Genomic DNA, 21,185 nt, shown 5'->3' with positions numbered 1-21,185 from the left:
TGGGGCGCGCGGCATGGCCGCGCACCCCTTGGTCGCCTTGCTCAGCTGCGCGAGCGGAACTTGATCGAGCAGCCGAGGGCCTTGGTCTCCTGCGTGGCCACCGCCTTCCCCGCGACCACCGCGTCCACGGCATCTTGCAGGTAGCGAGCCTCGACCTTGCCCGGCTCGTGCGCGTTGTCGTCGATGGCTCCGTGATAGACGAGCTTGCCATCGGCGCCGAACAGATAGGCCTCGGGCGTCTTGGTCGCCCCGAAGGCGCGGGCCACGTCAGAGGTCGCGTCGACCACGTAGGGGAACTGCATCTTCCGCTGCTTTGCCCGCTCCTTCATCACGTCGTACCCGTCCTGCTTGTTGACGTTGGGGTCGTTGGCGTTGATCACGATCACGCCGATCCCACGCTTGAGCGAGGCATTGCCGAGCTCGACGATCCGCGTTTCCCAAGCCTTGACCCACGGGCACGCGTTGCACGAGAACACCACCAGCGTGCCCTTGGCCTTGCGAGCGTCCGCGATCGACAGCTCCTTGCCGTTGACGTTCTTCATCTTGATCGTCGCCATCGGCGCCTCGTCGCCGATCGCGATGCCGGCGGCCGGCGCCTCGTCCGCCGCGCGCGCGGCCGTGGTCAGGGTCAGGGCCAGCGCAGCGGTGGCCAGCAGCGAAGACACTTTCATCGAAGCAGCTCCTTTCGAGTCGTTTCATTGGGGAGTCATGGCGGCGACCACGAGGCTCTCCAGCGCCGCGTGGGTGGTGCGACCTTCGCGAAAGCTTCGGAGAGCGCCGTGCCCATCGTAGACGAAGGTCGCCGGAAGCGCGCCGCTCCACCTTGGGTTCAACCCGTTGATGAACTCCATGTCCTTGCCGGTCTTCAGAAAAGTGGGGAAGTCCACGCCTTGCTGGCTGAGGAACTGGCGAGCCTCCTCGCTCTGATCGGGGAAGTCCGCCGAGACCAGGACCATACGAAGCCCTCGTCGTTCAAATTCGCGACGGACACGCATCAAATCCGGAAACTCCTCCCGACAGGGAGTGCACCACGTCGCCCAGATGTTCATGACGACCGCCGTGGCGCCCGGCTCTTTCACTTTCTCGAGAATTCGCTCGGCCGTCGCGGATTCCAGCGGTGGAGCGACGGCGACTTGCGCGGCCTTGCCGGTTTGGGAACTGGAGCCCCGACCGCATGCCACGAGAGCGAGCAAGCACAGCAAGAGGCGGTGGCGCACGGGAGTCAGGATAACCGTTGCTTCATGAACGGGCCTGCTCGCGTCCCAAGCGCGTCTCGAGCCGTGCCGGGCGCGGTTGGGCTGCCCTGTCGGGCACTTCGGCCTTGACGGGAGGACGTTTCCCAGTCTTAATTTGCAAGTCTCCAACAAGCACCTTCGTCCCCCAGGAGGGTGTGCGGCTAATTATGGAAGCCCGGCATTCCTAACTAGGACCTCGCGCGCCTCTCCATCACGCCCCGACAACGATCCGAGGTACAGGATGTTCAGCGCAGTCCGAGTTTGGCTGGCCGCCTTTCTCTTCCTGTCGCTCCTCGCCGCAAGCCAATCCCAACCAGCAGACGCGGCTTCAAAGCCCAAGGATTTCGGAACCTCGCAAGTCTCCGCACAAACGCTTCGCGGCGCCGCCGCGCTCGCCGGCATCCAATCAACCAGCTCCATCATCACCAATGAGAGCGTCTGCGTTGCGCTCTTCGACCAGAACCCGCCGGTCTCGATTCAGGATGGCGGAGGCGGCTCGATCATCGTCTGGTCCGACTTCCGCTCCGGCAGTCTCGACATCTACGCGCAGAAGCTGGACGCGGCCGGCAACATCATGTGGCCCGGCGACGGCGTGCCGATCTGCAAGCAGACGGGAGATCAAACCAATCCACGCCTGCTGTCCGACGGCGCGGGGGGCGCCTTCGTCGTGTGGGAGGACGCGCGCACGTCTCCCAGCGACATCAACATCTACATCCAGCGTGTGAACAGCCTGGGCGTCAACCTGTGGGCCACCGGTGGCGTGGCGGTGTGCACGGCGGCCAACACCCAGCGACAGGCGGTGGTGAGCCCCAACGGTCTCGGCGGTGTTCTGGTCGCCTGGACCGACGAGCGCGGCGGTGCATCCTCGGCGGATGTCTACGCGCAGCGCGTGACGAGCAGCGGCGCGGTGCAGTGGACGGCCAACGGCGTGGCGGTGTGCTCGGCCGCCGGCGTTCAGCAGGATCCCGCGGTCGTGAGCGACACCCAGGGCGGCGCGATCGTGGCGTGGCGCGATGAGCGCGCCGGCATCGACCTCTTCGCCCAGCGCGTCGACGCCGCCGGCGGGGTGCAGTGGGCCGCCAACGGCATCGCGATCTCCTCGGCGACGGGGAATCAGGAAGCGCCGCAGATGATCCCCGATGGCAGCGGGGGAGCGATCCTGACCTGGGTGGATTCGCGGGGCGCCGACCAGGACGTGTACGCGCAGCGCGTGAACGGCGCGGGCGCCGTGCAGTGGACCGTGGACGGCACGGCGGTGATCCTCGCGCCCGCTCATCAGCGGTCGCCGCGGCTCGCCACCGATGGCGCCGGTGGCGCCTACGTGGTCTGGGAAGACCTGCAGGCCGTCGGCGATGCGAACATCTTCGCCCAGCGTCTCGACGCCGCGACGGGCGCCCCGCAGTGGGGGGCGTCAGGACTCGTGGTGTGTGCGTCGCTCACCAATCAACTGTCGCCCGCCATTGCCGCCGATCCGGTCGGAGGCGCGATCGTCGCCTGGAGCGACGACCGGAACGCTTCGGGAACCGACGTGTATGCGCAGCACATCCAGCCGGGAGGTTCGGTGCTGTGGAACCCGGACGGGGTCCGCCTGTGCGATGCCAGTGGAACCCAGGACCGGCCGGACGTCGTGGCCGACGGATCGGGCGGAGCATCGATCGCGTGGCGCGACTACCGCAACACGAGCTACTCCGACATCTACGCGCAGCGCATCGACGCCCTCGGTCAAGTCCCGGATCAGTGCGTTCCTCCCGACACGCTGAGCACCAACACTCCGGTCAACACCGTCGCGACGCAGAACTACAAGATGTTCGACCAGGGTTGGTTCTACTGGAGCGGCGTCTCGGTCCGGGGCGGAACAGGAGACTGGGACATCGAGATGTTCGATCAGGGGAGCACGGGTCTGGGAACGTATCCCACCTGCTTCGGCCTTCCGCTGGCAGGCTCCTACGGTGCTTCGGGCGCCGACTTCGTGATCAGCAACTTCAACGACAATCACACGCCCCCTGGAGTGTTCGGCGTCCGGGCCTATCGCTACTCCGGGACCGGCAACGCGTCGATCGAATGGGACGACGGTCCGGACCAGATGTCGGTGGGGGGCACGGTCAGCAAGATCGGCTGGCCCGACGTGCTCGATGTTTACGACATCCAGCTCACCGCCGGCATCACCTACACCTTCGACCTCACGCACACGCCCGAGGCGGACATCAAGGTGCTTCTGTTCACCTCGTTCGAGGCGCCGGGAGGCGGCTACTACTACGTCGCGCCTCGGAGCGCTCGCGTCATGGAGACACCGGGTCGCTACGGCACCTACACGGCGCCTTCCACGGAGTTCTATGGCGTGGCCGTGGTCAACGACAATGGCGTTCCCGGCGACTACGTCCTCACCGTGCGCGCCGGCGTGACCGGCGTGGGGGACGGCGATGCGCCGGTCACGCAGCTCATGGCGCTCGCGCCCAATCCGGGCCGAGGGCCGGTCAACATCCACTTCGCCATGCGCGAGACCGGACTGGTCTCGTTCGAGATCTTCGACATGGCCGGACGCGCGGTGGCGTCGATTCCCACGGCGCGCTGGCAACCCGGAACCTGGAGCACCCAGTGGAATGGTCGCGACTCACAGGGGCGCCGACTGTCCGCCGGAGTCTACTTCGTCCAGATGAACGTGAACGACCGGCGGGTGGGTATGGGTCGTATCGCGCTTATCCACTAGCTCGCCCACGTTCATGACTCGCACTGAGGATTCGACCATGCCCCTTGCCACTCCCCTGGATCGGAAGTTGTCGCTGGCCGCGACCACACTTCTCATCGCGTTGGCGGTCGGATGGATCGCAACGACCGCGCATGCGGCCAAGCCGCAGGACTACGGACTCGTGGGCGGCATGAGATCCGGCTCGTCCACCATCATCAAGCCCGGCTCCGGAGCTGCCGGGACGAGCGGCATGCTGGCCACGTCTGCGGTGAACAATCTGCCGCTGTGCGCAGCGCCCAACGACCAGAGCGCGCCCATCTACATTTCCGACGGCAACGGCGGAGGCATCGCCGTGTGGTCGGATCGTCGTGCCGGGAACTACGACATCTACGCGCAGAGAATCGACGCCAGCGGTGACGCGCTGTGGCCTTCCTACGGCGTGGTGGTCTCCAAGGCCGCCGGCGATCAGATCAACCCGCAAGCCGTATCCGACGGCGCCGGCGGGGTGATCGTGGCCTGGGAGGACGGTCGAACGGATCCCTTGACCCCGGTGATCTACGCCCAGCGACTCAGCGCCTCCGGCGTGGAGCTGTGGACAGCCGATGGCGTGCTCGTTTCGACCGCAGTCAGCGGCCAGACCGCTCCGGTCGTGGTGAGTGACGGTCTGAGCGGAGCAATCGTCGCATGGAGGGATCTTCGCAACGGGGACGGCGACATCTTCGCCCAGCGCGTTCCCGCCAACGGTGTGCCTTCCTGGACCGTGGACGGCGTGGCGGTGTGCGCGACCGGCGGCGAGCAGGATCAGCCGGCGGTGGTCTCCGATGGCGCGGGGGGTGTCCTGGTGGCCTGGCGCGACCGGCGCGGCGCCGACGCGGACGTGTACGGCCAGCGTGTCAGCAACAGCGGCACTGCGGCGTGGGCCGCCAACGGCGTCGGTCTATGCACGGCGGCCGGCGATCAGGAGCCGCCCGCGGCGGTCTCGGACGGGACCGGCGGGATGGTCCTGGCCTGGGGCGATGCGCGCGGCGCGAACAGCGACATCTTCGCTCAGCGGGTGAGTGCTTTGGGAGCCGCGCAGTGGACGGCCGACGGCGTCTCTTTGTGCGCGGCCACCGGCAATCAGACCGGGGCGCGGCTCTGCATGGACGGCGCGAATGGCGCGATCGTGACGTGGGAGGATCGGCGCGGCGCCAACGCCGACGTCTACGCCCAGCGGGTGAGCGGCGCGGGAGCCGCGATGTGGACGGCCAACGGGGTGGCGGCGTGCAACGCCGCGGCGGATCAGACCACGCCCTCGATCGCCGCCGATCCCATGGGCGCCGCCATCATTGCCTGGAGCGACCGTCGCACCGGAGCCAACGGCGCCGACATCTACGCGCAGCGGCTGACGCTGGCCGCGGGCGCGGTGTCCTGGTTGGCGAACGGCACGGTGGCCTGCGACACCCTCGGCGACCAGGCGGCTCCAAGCGTCATCTCCGACGGCCAGGGCGGCGCCTCCATGGCATGGCGTGACTTCCGCGGTGGCGCGGTGGCCGATCTCTACGCGCAGCGCGTGGACAACACGGGGATGGTGCCCGCTCAGTGTGCGTCCACGACGGCTCTATCGGAGAACGCGGTGGCGACCGCCACCAACGCCTACACCTACTACACGCTCAACCAGCAGTCCTTCTTCTGGGCGGGGGTCGGCGTGCGCCCCGCCGCGGGCACGGACTGGGACCTCGAGGTCTACGAGCCCTACACGTTCGGTCAGTCCGCTTACCCGATTTGCTTCCTGAATCCATTCGCCGGCTCCTTCAACAGCAGCGGCGTGGACTTCGTGATCGGGGACTTCAACCCCGGCTACACGCCCATTCCGCCGGGCGGCATGATTCCCGGCGTCCGCGTCTCACGCTACAGCGGCGCCGGCAATGGAAGCGTCGAATGGGACGGCGCCGAGAATACGATGAGCAAGGACTGCCAGGGCGGGAACTGCGGCGCCTCGAGCGTCAACAACTGGTCCGGAGTGCTCGACATCTGGGACCTGTTCCTCTTCGCCAACACGGACTACACCTTCGACTTCACCAAGACCGGCACGGCGGACATCAAGTTCCTGCTGTTCAAGCCCCCGGTCCCCGCGGGCCCGTATCTCGTGCCGCGCAGCGCGCGGGAGTTCGAGACCAACCGGCGTTACACCGTCTACCGCTCGACCGTCACCGGCTGGCACGGCGTGGTGCTGGTCAACGACAACGGCACGACCGGCACCTACAGCGTCAAGGCGACCACCGGCATCCTGACCACCGGCGTCGGTGACGGCGTGGAGCTCGCCACCGGGCTGCGCGGCATCGTGCCCAATCCGGCGCGCGGCGCGGTGCGCTTCCAGTTCGCACTCAAGCAGCCGGGCGACGTGTCGCTGCGGGTGATCGACATGGCGGGACGGCGCGTGGGCGAGGTGCCCACCCAGCACTGGGGCGCCGGCGCATGGTCGGTGGTCTGGAACGGCAAGAACCCCTCCGGAGAGTCGCTGGCCGCCGGAGTGTATTTCGTCGAGATGCTGGTGAACGGCCAGCGCGTCGGACAGTCGAGGGTCGCTCTGATTCGATAGAAAGAGGAGAACCGGACCGGGTTCGTCGCGCGCGTCACCAGGCGGCTCGCGCGGCGTCGGACAACCATCCCCCATGGCGTGGATACGCTGCACCGCCGCCACCGCGCTCGTTCTCTCGGCCGTCGCGTTCCCCGCGACGGCCGAGCAGAGCGATCCCCTCTCGCCGATGATCTCCCACGCGGAGGGTTTCCTTCACCGCCAGGAGAGCGGCGGCGTCACGCTCGACTCTCGCCATTTCTTCAGCTTCGCCGAGCACCTTCGCCTCACGGTGGTCCCCCAGCTCGTCGCCTTCTGCGAGCTTCACCGCGTCAGTCCGACCGAGAGCCGGTGGCTCGACCTCGTCGAGCGCGCGGACTTCCTGGTGCGCATGGGACCCCATGCGCGGAGCGGCGACCCCGCGGACGGCATGCTGGCGTATGCGCTGCTCAAGGCGTACGAGCTCACGGGTAACTCGACGTACCGCGATGCCGCGCAGCCGATCGTGAGCGGCTTCCTGGCCGCGCCGGTCACCGGGGACGTCAACCGCATCCTCATGGCCGGCCTCTCTCTGGCCATGCACCATCGTCTGACCTCCGATCCGGTCGCGTCCACGCGGCTCTTGGAGATCCTGCTGCTGGTGGCGCGCTCGCAGCACGCCGACGGCAGCTTCGACCATGTTTGCGCCGGCGCGCGCGACGTGCACTACACGGCGTGGACGGCGTTCGAGCTGGAGCTGATTGCCAGGATCTACGAGGACGCGAGCGTGACTCGCATGCTCGACCGGGCGCAGGCGTTCCTGCAGCAGCGCGTCGGCAATGACGGAATCACGTCCTATCAGGATCAGCTGACGTCAGGCGCGACGATCTACTACTACAGCAAGCCGATGTGCTCGTCCGACTATGACACCCGAGGATGGGTCAACGAGCTGGGTTATCACGCCGTGCTCTTCGATCGCGCGCGCGACTACCGCTACAACGTGATGATGACCCGGCTGGCGAGCCTCGATGTCCAGGGCGCCTGGCCCGACAAGTGGGCTTACCTGCCGGCCGCCGGAGATCCTTCGTACGTGTGGTCGACGTCGCCGCGGTCGGTGGTGCGGACGAGCCTCGTGCTGTGGACGCTGGCATCGATCCAGGTGCAGCGCGCGAGCCGCGGTCAGGTGGTGTACATGGCGCCGGCGACGGCGCTCGCACCGGCTCCCGAGCCTGCGGCGGGCGACATGCTGGCGCTGTCGCCCAATCCGGCGCGCGGCAACGCCTGGATCGCGCTGCGGCTCGAGCGCCCGGCCGAGGTGCGGGTGGCGGTGCTCGATGCTTCGGGCCGAAGGGTGCGCGACCTGCTCCGCGGATCGCTGCCCGCCGGATCGCGCACGGTCCGCTGGGATGGCCGCGACGAATCCGGCGTGCAGTCGCCCGCGGGCGTCTACTTCGTCCGGCTCGAGGCCGAAGGGCGCGTGCGCTCCGCCCGGCTGGTCCGGCTCGAAGCCGGGAGATGAGCGCCGGCGCCGAGATCCCCTTCGCTTCCGAGCTTCCGCGCAGCGCCGATCTGGTGGTGGTCGGTGGCGGCGTGGTCGGCGCCGCGACCGCTTTCTTCGCCACGCGCGCAGGTCTCCAGACCGTCGTCCTCGAGAAGCGCAAAGCCCTCGGCACCTTGAGCACGGCGGCCGCGACCGGCGCCTTCCGCCTGCAGTTCGACAATCCGGACGAGCTGGAGATGGTGCGGGAGAGCGTCGCGTTCTTTCGCGAATTCGAGGTACGCACGGGCCTCGATCATGACCTGGGGCTGATCGAGCAGGGATACCTGTGGGTGGCCTGCGACGAGGAGTCCGCGGCGCGCCAGCTCGAGCGCGTCGCACGCCAACGGGAGTGGGGACTCGAGGACGTGGAGATTCTCGGCCAGCCCGAGCTGCGCCGCCGCTTTCCCTATCTCGCTCCAGACGTGGTCCAGGCGCGCTACCGCGCGGCCGATGGCTGGCTCGATCCACGCAAGCTGACGATCGGCCTGGCCGCTGCCTCCGGCGCGACGATCGTGCCGGATGTCACGGTGCGGCGCCTCGTGGTGACGGACGGAGCGGTGCGGGGCGTGGAGACCTCGCGCGGCACGATGGCGGCCAGGGCGGTCGTGGTCGCCGCGGGAACGTTTTCGTCACGGCTCGCCGCCACGGCGGGGATCGGCCTCCCGATCCGGATGGTGCGACGGCACCGGCTGGTGATGCTGGATGTTCCCGAAGTCCCGGCCGACGCGCCGATGACGATCGACGAGTCCAACGGCACGCACTGGCGACCGGCGCCGAACGGCGCGCATCTCATGCGGCCCGATCCCGCGGAGCCGGAGGGAGAGGCGCTCGACGACGTTCCGACGTGCGAGTCGTTCGCCTTCGACCTGTTGGATCCCGCGAGCCCTTTCGCCGCGGCGCGGCTCGCTCCTTTCTGGAGCGATGTGTGGGCGCGCGGTGCGGGCGCCTGGCTGCTGAAGGCCGGGCAGTACGACCTCACCCCCGACCACCGGTCTCTGCTCGGCCCCACCACGGTCGCCGGTCTCCACGTGAACTGCGGCCACAGCGGACACGGCGTCATGGCGAGCGTGGGGGCGAGCCGGAGGGTCGTCGATCTGCTCCTCGGGCGTCTCGATCCCGAGTTGAATCCCTTCCGCCTGGACCGCGCGATGGCGAGCCGGGAGCGGGATGTGCTCTGACGTCGCGCACTATCGACTCGAGGCCGCGACCGTTTAAGGTAGCCGGCCAGCGTTCACAGAGGCCCACCATCGGAGGGACCTATGCCACGCCGTCGTTCGTTCCTGGTCCTCACGCTGCTCTCGCTCGCGGCCGTTCTCCCGGGCTTCTCCTCCGCCGCGCCGCGCAAAGGTGACAAGGCGGAAAGCCCGGACCCGTTCCAGGCGCTCGAGTGGCGCTCGATCGGCCCGTATCGCGGTGGCCGCGTGACCGCGGTGGCCGGCGTTCCGGGACAGCCGCTCGTCTATTACTTCGGCGCCACCGGAGGCGGACTGTGGAAGACGCTCGACGGCGGGACTCGCTGGAAGAACGTCAGCGACGGGTACTTCGCCACCGGATCGGTGGGAGCGATCGCCGTGGCGCCCTCGGATCCCAACGTCGTCTACGTGGGCATGGGCGAGTCCTGCATTCGCGGCAACGTGTCGCACGGCGACGGCGTGTACAAGTCCACCGATGGCGGGCGCACCTGGACCCACCTCGGACTCGACGACACGCGACAGATCGGCCGCATCCGCGTGCATCCCGACGATTCCGAGCGTCTCTACGTTGCGGCCCTGGGCCACACCTTCGGTCCGAACGCACAGCGCGGGGTCTATCGATCGAAGGACGGCGGCTCGACGTGGCAGCGCGTGCTGTTCGTCGACGACAGCACGGGAGCGGTCGACCTCGCCATCGATCCGCGCAATCCGCGTGTGCTCTACGCCGGCTTCTGGCAGGCGCACCGGACGCCGTGGAGCCTCGAGAGCGGGGGCAAGGGCAGCGCGCTCTTCAAGTCGACCGACGGCGGGGACACCTGGCGCGCGCTGAGCGGGCACGGGCTTCCGAAGGGCCCATGGGGACGGATCGGGGTGGCGCCTTCGCCGGCTCGAGCCGAGCGCGTGTGGGCGATGATCGAGGCCGACGAAGGCGGATTGTTCCGCTCCGACGACGGCGGCGCGAGCTGGCGCCGGGTGAGCGAGGACCGGCGTCTGCGGCAGCGGGCCTGGTACTACTCGCACGTCTACGCGGACCCGGAGAACCCCGACGGCGTGGTGGTCCTCAACGTCCAGTTCCTGCGCTCCACGGATGGAGGCCGCCTCTTCACTCCGGTGGCGACGCCGCACGGCGACCATCACGACCTGTGGATCGCGCCCGAGGATTCCCGTCGCATGATCAACGGCAATGACGGCGGCGCCAACGTGAGCATGGATGGAGGGGCGAGCTGGTCGCGGCAGGACAACCAGCCGACCGCGCAGTTCTACCACGTGGCCGCCGACGATCGTTTCCCCTACTCGCTGTACGGCGCGCAGCAGGACAACTCCACGGTCGCGATCGCCAGCCGCACCTCGAGCTCGGGAATAGGCCCGGCGGACTGGCATCCGGTCGGCGGATGCGAGAGCGGCTTCGTGTCGCCCAGGAAAGGGAATCCCGAGATCGTCTACGCCGGCTGCTACGACGGCGTGATCACCCGTTACGACCATCGCACCAAGACCCTGCGCGACATCACGGTCTATCCGGAGAACCCGATGGGGTGGGGGGCGGAAGGCATGAAGTATCGCTTCCAGTGGACCTTCCCCATCGTGGCATCGAGCCACGATCCCAACACGCTCTACGCGGCCGGCAACGTGCTCTTCCGCTCGACCGACGAGGGGCACAGCTGGACGGCGATCAGTCCCGACCTCACCCGCAACGACAAGTCGAAGCTCGGCCCATCGGGCGGGCCGATCACCAAGGACAACACCAGCGTCGAGTACTACTGCACGATCTTCGCGCTCGCCGAGTCGAAGCGGGATGCCAAGGTGCTTTGGGCCGGCACCGATGATGGCCGTGTCCACGTGACGCGCGACCAGGGCGGGCACTGGGCCGACGTCACGCCGAAGGGGGTGGCGCCGTGGAGCAAGGTGAGCCAGATCGACGCCTCACCCCACGATCCGGCCACGGCTTATCTCGCCGTCAATCGCTACAAGCTCGATGATTACAGGCCCTACGCCTACGTCACGCATGACTTCGGCAGGAGCTGGAAGAAGATCAGCGGCGGACTCCCCGCCACGGCGTTCGTCCGCGTCGTGCGCGAAGATCCCGTGCGCCGGGGATTGCTCTACGCGGGCACCGAGCTCGGCGTGTTCGTGTCGTTCGACGAAGGCGGATCGTGGCGGCCGCTGCGCATGCAGACGGCTCGCCGTGCGCCTCCTTCGACGGACGAAGAGGCGGCGACCGGCCTGCTTCCCGTCGTGCCGATCACCGACCTGATCGTGAAGGACCGGGACATCGCGGTGGCGACTCAGGGCCGAAGCTTCTGGATCCTCGACGATGTCTCGCCGCTCCGGCAGATGGTGGCGCGCGAGACCGGCTCCAGCCTGCGTCTTCTTTCGCCCGAGCCGGCCTACCGCTTCGGCGGACCGGTGGGGCGCGCGGGGGAGATGGGGCTCAATCCCGCGGCCGGGGCGTGGATCTATTACCGGCTGCCGCGCGCGCCGGCCGAGAGCGAAGAGGTGACGCTCGAGATCCTGGATGACTCGGGACGCTCGGTGCGCAAGTTCTCGAGCCGGGGAGATCCCGCGGAGCCCGGCGGCGAAGCCGGTGGGGAGCCCGGCGCACCCGCCGATGCCGCCAACAAGCTCCCGGCCAGGTCGGGCTACAACCGCTACACCTGGAACATGCGCCACGCCGATCCCAAGCGTTTCAAAGGGCTGATCCTGTGGGGTGGCGGGAACCAGGGTCCCCAGGTCCCCGCCGGCCGCTACACACTGCGGCTCCAGGCGGGCGGCGCGACCGCCACCGAGACGCTGGAAGTCCGGCGCGACCCGCGGCTCGCGACCACCGATGCCGAGGACCGGGAGCGATACGACCTGCTGCTGGCGATTCGCGACAAGCTCACCGAGACGCACGAATCGATCGAGCGCCTGCGCGAGACCAGGGACCAGGTGAAGGCCGCCGCCGAACGCGCCAAGTCCTTCGCCAAGGACTCCACGATCGCGCGCGCCGCCGACCAGCTGGTGAAGAAGCTGACCACCGTGGAGGAGGCGCTGTACCAGACCAAGATCCGAAGCAACCAGGATCCGCTCAACTACCCGATCCGCCTCAACAACAAGCTGAGTGCGCTGGGTGGCGACGTGTCGGATTCCGAGGGGCGGCCGACGACACAGCAGCAGGAGGTCTACCGGGACGTCACGCGCCGAATCGATGCGCAGCTCGGGACCTTGCAGCAGCTGCTGGGTGACGATCTGGCGTCGTTCAACCGGATGATCCGCGAGCGGGAGATCCCGGCGGTCGTGGTGAAAGGAGCGGCGGGGGCCGCGAAGCAGCCGGTGCCCTGAGCGCGCTTGGACAGGGCTCGCGGACACCGTCTATAGTCCTCGGCCCATGTTTCGCCAGTACTGCAAGTCGAAGATCATGAACGCCGTGGTGGGCAAGTCGCTGGTCCACTACGAAGGCTCGTGCGGGATCGATTCGGCGGTCCTCGAGGCCGCCGACATCAGGCCCAACGAGTGGATCGTGATCGCCAACGTGACGACGGGCGCGCGCTTCGAGACGTACGCGATTCCCGAGCCGGCGGGCTCCGGCGTGGTCGCGATCTACGGCGCGGCGGCCCATAACGCCGCGGTTGGGCACGTTCTCATCGTCATGTCGTTCGCCTGGCTCGACGAAGCGGAGTCGAAGGCCTTCGCCGGAACCCGAGTGGTCCGGCTCCGCTCCGGCAACAAGCTCTAACGCCGTTCTGCCCCCAGAGCAGTCTGCTCCTTCAGCAGCCCTGCTAGTGAGCGCGGCGGAGCGGAATCCCCATCTGACGAAGGCGCTGATAGAGCGTGCTGCGCGGCACGCCGAGGCGCTTGGCCGCCCGCTCGACATGGCCGTTCTCGACTTCCAGTGCGCGCTCGATGTGCCGGCGCTCCATCTCCGCCAGCGTCATGTGATCATCGCCGCCAGTCGCCCGATCGAGCGCCAGGTGCGCCCCGGAGATGGGAGCGCCCTCGGCGCGCAGGATGGCGCGCTCGATCGCGTTTCGTAGCTCGCGGACGTTGCCCGGCCAGGGATAAGAGGTCAGGGCTGGGATGACGCTCGGGTCCAGCTCGCCGTTCCCGCGAGCCATCTCCTGGGTGTATGCGTCGATGAGCGAGCGCGCGATCGGGGCCACGTCCTCCGGTCGCTCACGGAGCGGGGGGATGCGCAGCATGATCACCCGCATCCGGATATACAGATCCTCGCGGAATTTCTTCTGGCGGGCGAGACCCTGCAGGTCTTCGCAGGTGGCCGACAGGAGATGGACGTCGACGAAGCGGTCGCGTGTGTCTCCGAGCCTGCGCACGCGTTGCTCTTCGATCACCCGCAAGATCTTCGCCTGAACGCCAAGATCCATGTTGCCGACTTCGTCGAGGAACACCGTGCCGTGGTGCCCGATCTCGAATAGCCCGGGCTTGCCGTCCGCGGCGCCTTCGAATGCGCCCGGCTCGTGCCCGAACAGCTCGGCATCCAGTCGATCGGACGCATATCCGGCGCAGTTGAGCTCGGCAAAAGCCTCCTCGGCACGCGGCCCGCTATCATGGAGCCACTCGGCGAGGACGCCCTTGCCGCTGCCCTTTTCACCCACGATCAGCACCGGATGCTGGGCCTCGGCGGCCGCGTGCGCATCGGCCTCGAGCTGACGGATCAAAGCACTCGTGCCGAGGAAAGGATTCCGGCTCGGCCCGCGGCGCGGCTGCCTGGCCGCACGCTGCTGCCGAGCGCGCTTGGCCTCCAGCAGCCGCTGGAGCAGGACCTGGAGCGCATCGAGCTCCACCGGCATGGGAAGGAACTGATCGGCGCCGCTCTGGATCGTCTTGGCCGCCAGCTCGACGGTGCCCTGAGGCGTCAGGATCACCACCGGCAGATCGGGATCCACCGCCTTCAGCCGTGGAAGGAGCGCGAGCGCGTCGCCGTCCGGCAGGCGGTAATCGAGCACTGCCGCGTCCGGCGCTTTCGAGCGCACGGCCTCCTCGGCGGAAGCCCATGAGTCCGCCTCGTTGACCTCGAGCCCCTTGGCCCGCAGGAAATCCCGCACGCCAAGGCGCGACGCGGAATCCCCTTCCACGATGAGGATGCGTTTCATCCCACTCCTCCGCCTCCGGTCGACGGCCTGCACGGTCATGTCGTGTGATGACGTGCCGTGCGACTCATCGGCAGTTCGCGCATGGCGCATTCTCTCACCGGCGGATATGCGTGATAAACGAGCGGCCACTCGTTATTTCTCGGCTTGCGTATGGAGAACCCCGATGTCTCACGGACCGTGCCGCGGAGGGAAAGCGCTCCGATCGCGAGGGTTCTCACGGAGCCCCACGGTCGCGTGCTCGGGATTCGACTCCTTGGACCGGCGGCGCGGCGCTGCCCGTCGGCCTTGTGCCATTGCCTGGTACGGCATTGCGCGATCAGGTTGAGGAGGGAGACTTCAGAGCCCTTCTCCAATACGGCGACCTGATTCCGAACCGCGGGCGAGCTACCCATGGCCGTTTCCCCAAGACGCTTGGGTTGGGGGCCTTCGCGCGTGCGCAAAGTAGCACACCCCGCTCGGAACTGCTAGGCATGAAGTGGGTTCCGGGAGTCAGCGCGAGAGGACGTAGACCTGCCAGAGGTCCCGCGTCCGAGTGTGGAGGAGCGGGAGCATCGCGAGCCGGCCGGTGCGCCCGATCGAGTGCTCCAGGTAGCGGAGCTCTTCGAGCCGGGACCGAACGTCCTCGTCCACCGGCAACTCGAGCCCGGCGGCCCGGGCGATCAGCGTTCCCTTGGCCCGGATCGACAGCTCGAGATGGATCTGCAGCAGGCACAGCATGTCCGCGAGGATCGGACCCTCGAACCGGTGTCGCAGAGAGTCCAGGTATTCGCCAATGTGCGATCCGCTCACCTCACCGCTCAGGATGAGCTCGAGACGCTCCACGTCACTGTCGAGCCCGGTGCCGAGCCAGGAGCGCATGGCCGCCTCGCTACGCTCGTACACCGCGACCAGCAGCAGCGGGGTGACGATGAGGATGGTCGAGGTCGCCAGCAGCGGATTGAACAGAAGGTGGTTGTACAAGGAGTGGATCGCGATCGAGATCGCGAGTCCGGGCAGGAAGGCGAGCACGCCCGGGGCGGCGCGTCGTTCGGAGAGTCCCTGCGAGATGATGGCCACGATGGCGGTGGTGGTGCCATGCAGGACCGCAGTGCCCAGCCCGCGAACGATCCAGAACGCGAGGCCCGAGGACCCGAGCGCCCAGGCGTAGTAGAGGTTCTCGATCACCGCGAATCCGGTGCCGGCCGCGAAGCCGTGGACCCCCGCGTCGACGAGGAAGCCGACGCGATGCGAACGGATCAGCACGACCACCCACGAGACCTTGAGGACCTCTTCGATCAGAGGAGCGAGATAGCGTCGCAGGATGGTGGGGTCGACGTCCTGCTGCAGGAGCCAGGAGTTGGCGGCGAACGCCAGCGCCGCCGCCACCGCTCCGGCGCCGAGCGACCTGAGCACCGCCGAGCCCGACACCAGGCGGTAGCTGTCCATGACCTGCAGACCGCCGAGGAGCAGCAGCACCGGGATCACGCCCAGCGCCAGCGCCCAGACGAGGGTCATAGGATCTTGAGCGACACCATCCATTCGTCCTGCGTCGCGGCATCGCGCTCGAAGGCGCGCGCATAGCCGCCGGAGAGAGTCATGCTCTGGCGTGCGAAGACCTGGATCCGCAGATCGGCCTGCGCGCCGACATTGGCGAGCTTACGGCGCAGCTCCGGCGCGTCCATGTTGGTGACGAGCCCGCTCCCGAACAGCGACAGCCGCAGCCAGCTTCCGTAAAGCGCCGGCGTCCCCAGCCTCCGGAAGGTGTGGGGCGGGAGGTTGAGGTCGACCATCGCCCGCGCGTAGTTGGTGCCCGCGGCGGCGTCGATCTCGATCCCCGGGAAGCTTCCGGGCTCGCGGTAGCGCTTGACCTCCCCACGGTCCACCCAGTTGTTTCCGAAGCCGCCCAGGAAGAAGTTCGCGAACGGCTCGTCGCGGTCCCCGGGCGAATAACCGCCGGCCGTTCTCAGCCAGATCGACGACTTGCGGATCGGAAGGGGCACGCCGAGGTCCAGCGTTCCCTGTGCGAGCGGGAAGCCGAGCCAGGTCTTGTCGTCTCCGCGGTCGAAGCGCACGACGTTGTTCCCGTAGAGGAAAGACCAGCGATGGCCTTTCTCCTGCTCGACCGCGCCGATCGACGATCGAACGTGCTCGCCTTTGACCTGGAGATAAGGGCTCACGAGCTGATCGAAATCGTCCGGGACTTCCACGTTCTGGTCGCGGGGCAGACGCTCGAGATCGGCCCAGGCGTCGACGCCAAGGCGCAGCTCGATTTCGCGGGGCTCGTCGCGGAGCAGGTACCGGTGATGGGAGAGACCGAGGTTCGTCCCCCGCCGGCTGGTCTTGGTCGGGCCGAAGAAGTCGTAGAAGGAGGCCGGATTGAAGCGCGCGTAGGCCTCCCATCGCGGCCGTTCGTATCGTGCCGAGACGTGAAAGCGCTCGTTGTCGTCCAGCGACGACTGAGGGGAGTACGTCGCGGTCAGCGAGAGACGGTGGAACGAGAGAGGATCCGAGAACTCGGCGTTCAGTCCGCCGGAGCCGCGGTCCTTGTAGGCCTCGAACACCGGCACCAGGGTCATGAGGCGCACGCTGCGCAGTCCGCGATACGGCCCGCGGCGGACGCCCACGGAGTCCAGATCGACGCTCGCGGGCGACGGGACCTTCCAGGTCTTGAGCTCCGGGTGCTGCTCCACCACCTGGGCGCCGTAGAAGTTGATCGCGCTCACGTCCGTCAGTGGACGGGCCTGGATCACCGCGGGGACGAAACCCGCCCCCGAGTAGCGGAAGACGACCAGAGAGTCGCCGCCCAGGTCGAGGGGACGAAAGAACCCGGTTTCGCAGTTGCTGACCACGTCCATGGAGTCGGCATCCACGTCGTAGCGGAAGATGTTGGAGACGCCGGTGTAGTAGGAGCTGCCGTAGAGGCGCCGTCCATCGGTCGAGAACACGAAGCTCGACGGCACCGAGGTGCCGAAGTCGTAGAGCGTGCGCGACGTGGTGTCGCCGGCGGCCAGCGACGCGAGGTCGTAGAGCTGCAGCGTATGTCGACCGCTGACCTCGGCCAGTGAGCCGGTCAGGCGCGTCCCGTCGGGTGAGATGTCGAGGTCGTAGAGATCCCGGCCATAGGGGAAGGAGATCACTCGCCGGTAGTCCTTGTAGGGAGGCACCATGCGGACGAGCGTGGAGATGCCATTCATGTGTCTCACGCCCCACAGCGAGCGGTCGGCGCGGTTGAATGCCAGATCCCCGACCCGGGCGTCGCGCTGGAGGACGCGCGAGCGTCCGGTGCGCGGATCCAGCGCGCACAGGTCCCGCCACTCGTCGTTGTCGGCGGTGTAGAAGATCGTGCGCGAGTCCGGGTCCCAGGCCAGGGAGGTCACGAAGTAGAGTGCCGGCCCTTTGACTTCGTGAAGGCTGCGCAGTGGTCCTCCGTCCAGCGGGATCGCGGCGATGTGAGCCAGCCGCCCCGGGTAATACACGGCGGCGTAGAGCACGCGATCGATCGAGTCGAGGTAGGCCGAAGAGACCGAACCCAGGGCACGCGCCGAGAGATCGCGCGACGGGGTGATCGGGTAACGCCGGATCGAATCGAGGTTCGCCTTCTGGAAAGTTCGCTCCCATGCGACCCAGTCCCGCCAGCTCTGGCCGAGCGGCTTGCCGAACACCTGCTTGAACTGATTGGCGTAGTAGGCGCGTGTCCCCGGCCGGCGGGCGACCCACTCCACGAACTTCGAGGGCGAGGTCTGACCGGCGAGCCAGGTGGAGAACCGCGTTCCATAGAGATACGAGTTCACTCCGATCTGGAAGTCGGCTTTCGACGCTTCCGACTCGACCCCCAAGGGGTCGTAGAACGGGGTGGAGTCCCGCACCATCGAGCGAAAGACCATCTCGTCGTAGGGGCCCTGCGCTCGTCCCAGGCCCCCCGCCATCCAGGTCTCGAAGAAGACCGCCGTGCCTTCACGGTGCCAGCGCGGCGCGTTGCGGCGGGGCAGAGTGAGCACGTTGTAGAGCATGGTCTCCGGGTGCTCGGCGTCTTCGGGCACCTTGCCGAGGAAGAGAGAGCGGAACAGCTTCTCGGGCTGCTGCGCCTGATCGAGGGTGACGATGTGGGCCATCTCGTGGTTGAGCGTGAAGTTCATCCGCTCGTTCGAGGGCCCGGTCTCGTACACGAAGTTCGCCGGCGCCAGGTGCGCCGAGAGGTAGTTGCGGGGGGCGCACCACACGCCGGCGTTCGCGAAGTCGGACTGGTCGTCGAGGATGACGGTGATCTTCTCGCGCGGCGGGTACTGGAAGAGCCGGCTGTGGAATCGCAGCGAGTTCTCGAAGCAGCGCGCGGTGTGGTCGACGATGAAGTCCTGGGCCGGGTGCTGATAGATGAGCCGCAGGTGCGGCGTCTCGAGGACCCGGAACTCGGATCGGGCCGGGCCGGCGAGGAGCGCCAGCGCGGCGGCGAGCGTGATCCCGGCCTGGCGCGGCGCCATCCAGCGCGTCATCCGTTCGCCTCCAGCGGGACCAACGACAAGGGCGAGGAGACTTCGGCCGCTTGCCGAAGTCTCCTCGCTGAGGGGCTGCTGTGGTGAAGCGACTGCAGCGAAGCTAGTTCTTCTTGTTCTTCGCCATGTCCTCGCTGGCGGCGATGATCGTCGCGTAATCGTGCTTCGCGATCTTCTGGAAGTCCTCGCTCGCCACCAGGTTCTGGAAGTCCTGGTTCTCGGTCAGGTGCTGGTACTCGGCCGAAGCCACCAGCTCCTGGAAGTCCGCGCTCGCGACCAGCTCCTGGAAGTCCTCATTGGCCAGAACTTCCATGAAGTCCTCGTTGGCGAACCAGTTCTGGTTATCCTTGATGATCTTGCCCATGTCCGTGCTGGCCGCCGCCTCGATGAAGTCCGCGTTCGCCAGCGCTTCCGACATGTCCGCATTCGCGGTGAGCTCGAGCCACTCGGCCGACTTGCCGCCCTTCTGCGCGTCCTTGATCGTGGCCTTCGAAGCGTCGCCCTTCTTGATGCCCTTGGCCATGTCGGCGATGTAGTTCTGGAAGTCTGCGCTCGCGACCAGCTCCTGGAAGTCCGCGTTCGCCAGGAGATTCTGCACCTTCTTGTCCTTGATGGCGGTCTTGAAGTCCGCCGACGCCGTCATCTCCTGGAAGTCAGCGCTGGCCACCAGCTCACTGAAGTCCTTCTTGCTGGTGCCGTGGCCGAGGTCCTGAGCCACCACGTCGAACAGACCTTCGACCTGCGCCGTCTTCTTGAAGGCGTCGCTCTTGATCAGCCTCTGGAAGTCGGGATTGGTCGCGATCGCGTGAAACAGGTCGCTCTGGATGAACGCCTGAATCGACGCATTGCTGAGCTGGACGTCGGTGTCGGTGATCTGCTGTGACGTGTAGCGCTGGGCCGCGCCGATCGCGCCTTCGGTCCCGAACTTGGGCGGGATCGCACCCTTCCACACGCCGACGCCGATCACGACGGCAACCAAGACCACTGCTGCCACCACAAAATTCCGAGCGTTCTTCATGAGGCCCCTCCTCTCATGCGGCCGGCCCTCGAGGAGCCGGGGTTAACGACACTAGGACAGTTCGCCAGCCAAAAGGTTGGCGATTGAAGCGGAAGGCTTCCAGGCTTCAAGGCGAAGGCAGCCGATCCGAGATCCGGCGGCTTCCTGCACGGGCGGTCACCTGGATCGGCTCGGACGGCGTCTTCTCACCGAACTCCAGAGTGAACTCCCCGGGCGGCGTGACTTTGATCAGGATCAAGCCTGGATCCATGACGACCCGAGCGCCCGGCGCCGACTGGCGAACGGCCGCCGGCGACAAGGCGGCCGGATCGAACCGGAGCTCCACCTCGGCCGGAGCCCCTTCGACCCGAAGGCGCATCCACCTCGAAGCTCCCGCCCGCCAGACCATCGAATGGACGTGCAGGTCTCCGGCGGTCCACGACCGCGACACGGTGCCCGCCTGCGGGGGCGCAGTCGGCATCATGGTGCCCACCACGCGCTCGCGGCCCGGAGCGCCGGGGTTGAGGATCCCGGTCAGGGCTCCCCACCCGATCACGCCCGCCGCGATCCCCGCGGCGAACACCATGGCCAGACGCATCCTCGGCTTGAACAGACCCAGCGAAAACGTGCGGCCCTTCTCACGCATCGCGGCGCGAGCCCGAATCGCCTGCTGCACGTCGTCCGTGAGGCCGAGAGGCATCTCGACGAACGGAACCCGGTGCAGGGTGGCGAACAGACCTTCGAGCTCGCGCATCCGCGTGCGGCCCTCCTCGTTCGTGGCCAGCCAGGCGTTCAGGCGCTCCACTTCCGCCTTCGAGGCCTGGCCGTCCAGGACGTCCTGAATCAGACGCTCGTAGTCTCGGTCGATCATTGGGGTCCATACCCCCGCTTGCGCAGGGCCTCGGCCAGCCGGACCCGCGCGGTGTGCAGCCTCGATTTCACGGTCTTTTCGGGGAGTCTGAGGACGGATCCCATCTCGACGTGGGAGAGGTCCAGGAAGTGGCGCAGGATGATCACCTGCCGGTACTCCGGCGTCAGATCCTGCATCGCTGCCTGAACCATTCGCTCCTCCTCGCCCCTCGCCGCCTGCTCGTCGGGGGTTCGCTCGTTCGAGACCAGTTGATCGTCCAGCTCCACCACGCGCTTCCGACGGCTCACGAAGTTCAGGGACTCGTTGATCGCGATTCGATAGATCCAGCTGAAGAAGCGGCTGCGTCCATCGAAGGTCTCCAGTCTCTCGTATGCCTTGACGAAGACGACCTGGACCAGATCCCGAGCGTCTTCGGGATTCCCCGTCATCCGGAGCGCCAGGTTGAACACGGGTCGCCCGTATGTTTCGACAAGGGTCCCGAAGGCCCTGGAGTCTCCGGCTCGCGCCGCGTCGACCAGGGCATCTTCATCAGCCTTATGGACAGTCGGAGAGGCCAAAGGTTGGCGAGAAA

The 21,185-nt window shown here is 67.5% G+C and carries 14 protein-coding genes; 6 read left to right on the top strand and 8 right to left on the bottom strand.

Annotated features, from left to right (window positions below; all coding sequences use genetic code 11):
* Window positions 1-41: 41 nt before the first annotated feature.
* On the bottom strand, window positions 42-671 hold the full coding sequence (locus VFQ05_10910; GenBank protein ID HET9327276.1) for a thioredoxin family protein: 630 nt from the start codon (window positions 669-671) through the stop codon (window positions 42-44).
* Window positions 672-695: 24 nt separating this feature from the next.
* Window positions 696-1,079, bottom strand: coding sequence for a TlpA disulfide reductase family protein (locus tag VFQ05_10905; protein HET9327275.1), 384 nt, complete (start codon window positions 1,077-1,079; stop codon window positions 696-698).
* A 397-nt stretch (window positions 1,080-1,476) separates the two neighbouring features.
* Here VFQ05_10905 and VFQ05_10900 point away from each other — a divergent pair, with 397 nt between their 5' ends.
* From VFQ05_10900 to VFQ05_10875, 6 genes are all read left to right on the top strand, one after another.
* The gene (locus tag VFQ05_10900) at window positions 1,477-3,942 is read left to right on the top strand and encodes a FlgD immunoglobulin-like domain containing protein (GenBank protein ID HET9327274.1); all 2,466 of its coding nucleotides are present in this window, start codon (window positions 1,477-1,479) and stop codon (window positions 3,940-3,942) included.
* Between the two features lie 37 nt (window positions 3,943-3,979).
* Entirely contained in the window at window positions 3,980-6,502 is a 2,523-nt protein-coding gene (locus tag VFQ05_10895) for a FlgD immunoglobulin-like domain containing protein (GenBank protein HET9327273.1), read from the top strand.
* A gap of 73 nt (window positions 6,503-6,575) precedes the next feature.
* A complete protein-coding gene (locus VFQ05_10890; GenBank protein HET9327272.1) occupies window positions 6,576-7,976 on the top strand; it encodes a FlgD immunoglobulin-like domain containing protein in 1,401 nt (466 codons plus the stop codon).
* The gene (locus tag VFQ05_10885; GenBank protein ID HET9327271.1) at window positions 7,973-9,175 is read left to right on the top strand and encodes an FAD-dependent oxidoreductase; all 1,203 of its coding nucleotides are present in this window, start codon (window positions 7,973-7,975) and stop codon (window positions 9,173-9,175) included. Before VFQ05_10890 ends, VFQ05_10885 begins: the two co-directional genes overlap by 4 nt.
* 81 nt (window positions 9,176-9,256) lie before the next feature.
* Window positions 9,257-12,508 carry a glycosyl hydrolase gene (locus VFQ05_10880; GenBank protein HET9327270.1) on the top strand — a complete coding sequence of 1,084 codons (3,252 nt, stop codon included), beginning with the start codon at window positions 9,257-9,259 and terminating at the stop codon, window positions 12,506-12,508.
* Between the two features lie 46 nt (window positions 12,509-12,554).
* Window positions 12,555-12,902, top strand: a complete 348-nt coding sequence (locus tag VFQ05_10875) for an aspartate 1-decarboxylase (protein HET9327269.1) — start codon at window positions 12,555-12,557, stop codon at window positions 12,900-12,902.
* A gap of 43 nt (window positions 12,903-12,945) precedes the next feature.
* Here VFQ05_10875 and VFQ05_10870 read toward each other — a convergent pair whose 3' ends face one another.
* The 6 genes from VFQ05_10870 to VFQ05_10845 form a co-directional block, all read right to left on the bottom strand.
* A complete protein-coding gene (locus VFQ05_10870; GenBank protein ID HET9327268.1) occupies window positions 12,946-14,277 on the bottom strand; it encodes a sigma-54 dependent transcriptional regulator in 1,332 nt (443 codons plus the stop codon).
* Window positions 14,278-14,766: 489 nt separating this feature from the next.
* Window positions 14,767-15,771 (bottom strand): PrsW family glutamic-type intramembrane protease, encoded by a 1,005-nt coding sequence (locus VFQ05_10865; protein HET9327267.1) that lies wholly within the window; start codon window positions 15,769-15,771, stop codon window positions 14,767-14,769.
* Entirely contained in the window at window positions 15,768-18,746 is a 2,979-nt protein-coding gene (locus VFQ05_10860; GenBank protein ID HET9327266.1) for a hypothetical protein, read from the bottom strand. Before VFQ05_10860 ends, VFQ05_10865 begins: the two co-directional genes overlap by 4 nt.
* 103 nt (window positions 18,747-18,849) lie before the next feature.
* Window positions 18,850-19,764: a hypothetical protein gene (locus tag VFQ05_10855; protein ID HET9327265.1), complete on the bottom strand. Its 915-nt coding sequence runs from the start codon at window positions 19,762-19,764 to the stop codon at window positions 18,850-18,852.
* A gap of 106 nt (window positions 19,765-19,870) precedes the next feature.
* Complete coding sequence (locus tag VFQ05_10850; protein HET9327264.1) at window positions 19,871-20,614, bottom strand: hypothetical protein; 744 nt, start codon at window positions 20,612-20,614, stop codon at window positions 19,871-19,873.
* The gene (locus tag VFQ05_10845; protein HET9327263.1) at window positions 20,611-21,171 is read right to left on the bottom strand and encodes a sigma-70 family RNA polymerase sigma factor; all 561 of its coding nucleotides are present in this window, start codon (window positions 21,169-21,171) and stop codon (window positions 20,611-20,613) included. Before VFQ05_10845 ends, VFQ05_10850 begins: the two co-directional genes overlap by 4 nt.
* Between the last annotated feature and the right edge of the window lie 14 nt (window positions 21,172-21,185).

The sequence above is a fragment of the Candidatus Eisenbacteria bacterium genome (assembly GCA_035712145.1).
Taxonomy (GTDB): Bacteria; Eisenbacteria; RBG-16-71-46; order RBG-16-71-46; family RBG-16-71-46; genus DASTBI01.
This window is presented reverse-complemented; position numbering and strand designations above follow the sequence as displayed.